Source organism: Mesorhizobium sp. M1A.F.Ca.IN.020.06.1.1 (assembly GCF_004023265.1).
Lineage (GTDB): Bacteria > Pseudomonadota > Alphaproteobacteria > Rhizobiales > Rhizobiaceae > Mesorhizobium.
In genome coordinates, this window is sequence record NZ_RZSR01000770.1 from 1 (window position 1) to 2,940 (window position 2,940).

The following is a 2,940-nucleotide window of genomic DNA, read 5'->3' on the forward strand; positions in this document are numbered from 1 at the left end:
GTCTTTGATCGGAACGGTGGCCGGCTTCAAATCGGAATGGTGGCCGGTCTTTGATCGGAATGGCGGCCGACTTCATGTCGGAATCCGCACGCAATGCAACGAAACTCGCTGTGCGAGCCAGTTCCAGGCCGCGACTTCGCAAAAGCGCCAAGGCCGTCACGCTCGACGTGCTGGGCGAACTTTTGAAGGCTTGCGCCGGCGATCGCCTCGTGGATGTGCGCGATCGGGCGCTGCTGATGGTCGCCTTCGCCTCCGGCGGCCGTCGCCGCAGCGAAGTTTCCTCTCTGCGCGTCGAACAGCTGATTGAAGAGGATCCCGTGCCGGCCGACCCGGACGATCCAGATACCGCCCTGCTGCCATGCGTGACTATCCATCTTGGGCGGACCAAGACCGCGGAGGCCGACGGCGGCGCGTCCGTCCTGCTGATAGGCAAGCCGGTGGCAACCCTGGAGGATTGGCTGGCGCGCGCGGGGATCACCGAAGGCGCCGTGTTCCGCCGCATCGACCGCTGGGGCCACCTCGAGCGCAGGGCGCTCACCCCGCAAGCCGTCAATCTGATCCTGAAACGGCGCATCCTCCAGGCCGGGCTCGATCCAAGGGAATTCAGTGCCCATGGCCTGCGCGCTGGGTTCCTGACCGAGGCTGCACGGCGCGGCATTCCCCTGCCCGAAGCCATGCAGCAATCGCAACATCGTTCCGTGCAACAGGCCTCACGCTATTACAACGACGCCGAGCGACGGAATGGAAATGCCGCGCGGCTGATCGTGTGAGGCGCCTCACCGTTCCCAACCCTTCTTTTTCATGCTCTTGCGCAGCGCCTCGCTGATCTCGACCGGTTCAGCCTGGCCTCCATCTGCATGATCCGTTCGTGCCCTCGCACCGGGACCTGTTGCGTTGGCGCGCGCGTCTAGTTTTTCGCGCAACAGCGCCATGACCATGGGCCATACGGAAAATTTCTGGTCGCGCGCCCGCTCGGTCAGATTGCGAAGATAGCCGCCGCGGCTGCCGATCCGATCGGACCGCTGCAGGATCGCAGCCACGGTAACCGCCGCCTTTTCCTGACCCATGACCTCGACCGCTTCCTGCCAGGCACTGGGGCTGATGCCCATGAACGGCCTGGCCTGTTCGGCCGCGGCGACAAAATCGCGCCAGGTCGTGATCTGCCCATCGCGAGCCAGCGTCAAAAGCTCAGGGCACGCGTCCACCACCAAGCCCAAAGGCAAAACCCGGTTCGGCAAGGCGCGTACGTTGTCGATTTTGGCGTCAACGCCGCTCGCTTCTTTTTCTTTTCTAGAGCGATGTTCAGATTCATCGGTAGAAGAAACATTTGGGTTTGAATTCTGTATATGACGCTCAGATTGGGACTCATTGGCGTTCAGATTCTGGGAATTGATAAACGATTCCAGCGTCTGATGGACGTCGGCCCAAAGGTCTTCCAGTTCGTTACAGATGGCTTCGAGGACCGATCGCGCCGCCGTGCGTGGCAACCTAGCAATGACTGCCTCATAGCGGCGCAGGAAGCCCTGCCAGTTGCCTGGAGCGACTTCGTTGATCCCGACCTCGATCATCTTGACGACGTCGCGGCGACAGATTGTGAGGCGCTCCTTGGCCAACCGATAGGCCTTGTGCTCAGCCTTCACATCGGCAGCCAGAGCCTTGAATTCCTCGGCCCGGGCCAGGATCGGCGAAAGATCGAAGCCGTAGGCCTGGTCGATTGCACCGCCCTCCCCCTTGCGTGCGAACCGCTTGCCGTTCGGACTATCGCGCCGGATGACGAGACCTGTCTCGACCAGATTGGCTAAATGCCGCCTCAGCGTCGCCGGCGACATGCCGTTGGCACGACGGATGAGCTGCTCATTGGAGGGAAATACGATCAGACTGCCCTCGGCCGAGAGTTCGTCCGCGCGATGAAAAGATAGCAGCGCATTGAGGATCGCCAGCGCGCGATCGGTCGCGCCCAGCGCCTGCTTTGCCTCCCTGATATCCCTAAAGACCTCCCACTTCGAAGCTCGTGCTTCCTGGTCGATCTGACTGGCCGCGACCTGGCTTGCAAGCAAGCTAAGCGTCATCGGCCGCCGCCCAAAAGGCGTCGTTGCGGTATGCGTCCCCATTTTCCTTCCACCTATCGCTAGGCAAAAGAAATCAACTCGCCAATTCGGCGCCTGGACTCTTGACAGTGATTCGTGGATTTGCGATTCTCAGACTGCTTAGATCATGAGAGAGGCTTCCACGACGGCGACGTCTGGGGGCCTTTTTCTTTTGCGGTTCAGTGCTCCTTAGTCCGTTATCTTCTGGCGGAACTCGTCATAGAGCGCTTGCAGGCGCTCCCGCACGAAGCTGGCGAATTCCGGTTCGATACGCTTGTCGAAGGCGAAGGTCATCTTCGCTTCGCTTTCGTTGATTGTGACCAGTCGAGATCCGTTGGCGGCGGTCCACATCGTCCGGTCCGGCTTCTTTGCCGCGGTCTTGACGAGGTCGTATATGGCCTGAAAACGCTCATCACTCATGCGCGCCGCGAATTCAGAATCTTGGATGGCTTTGAGCGCCTTGGCCCGCTTACCCTTTTCCTCAAGCAGATCGGCAAGCTCGGCCCATTTCTGACGCCCAACAGATTCTGCGGTGCCGATCGCCTCTATAATCTCGGCCGGCAGGCGCGCGACCAGCGCAATCATCCTAGACAGCGCCGCCTTATCGACGCCAAGTGAGGCCATGATGATGTCTCGCGAAAAGCCCTTGGCCTCGAGCTTCGCCGCGAAATAGCAGCGCTCGATGTAGGAAAGGTCGCTGCGACTGTTGTTTTCCTGGCCTTGGCTGACGACGAGCTGCTCGTCGGTCAGATCCCTGACGACAGCGCGGACCATGCGGCCGAGTTGCCTGACGGCAGCTAGTCTGCGATGGCCGTAGGCAACCTGGTAGTGCCCACCCTTCTCAGGATGAGGG

Annotated in this window: 2 protein-coding genes and 1 pseudogene; 1 reads left to right on the top strand and 2 read right to left on the bottom strand. The window is 60.8% G+C overall.

Annotated elements, in window-relative coordinates; all coding sequences use genetic code 11:
- Positions 1–71: 71 nt before the first annotated feature.
- Positions 72–770 (top strand): annotated as a pseudogene (locus tag EOA60_RS26635) (site-specific integrase); the annotation flags it as partial.
- 6 nt (positions 771–776) lie between these two features.
- Here the strand turns inward: EOA60_RS26635 and repC are convergent.
- Both repC and repB read right to left on the bottom strand, forming a co-directional pair.
- Positions 777–2,111: a plasmid replication protein RepC gene (gene repC / locus EOA60_RS26640; RefSeq protein ID WP_128312153.1), complete on the bottom strand. Its 1,335-nt coding sequence runs from the start codon at positions 2,109–2,111 to the stop codon at positions 777–779.
- 165 nt (positions 2,112–2,276) lie between these two features.
- On the bottom strand, positions 2,277–2,940 hold a 664-nt coding region (gene repB / locus EOA60_RS26645), incomplete at its 5' end, for a plasmid partitioning protein RepB (protein ID WP_128312154.1).

Excerpts from the sequence above, each read along its gene's own strand:
- repC (WP_128312153.1), bottom strand. The coding sequence starts at position 2,111 with ATGGGGACGCATACCGCAACGACGCCTTTTGGGCGGCGGCCGATGACG.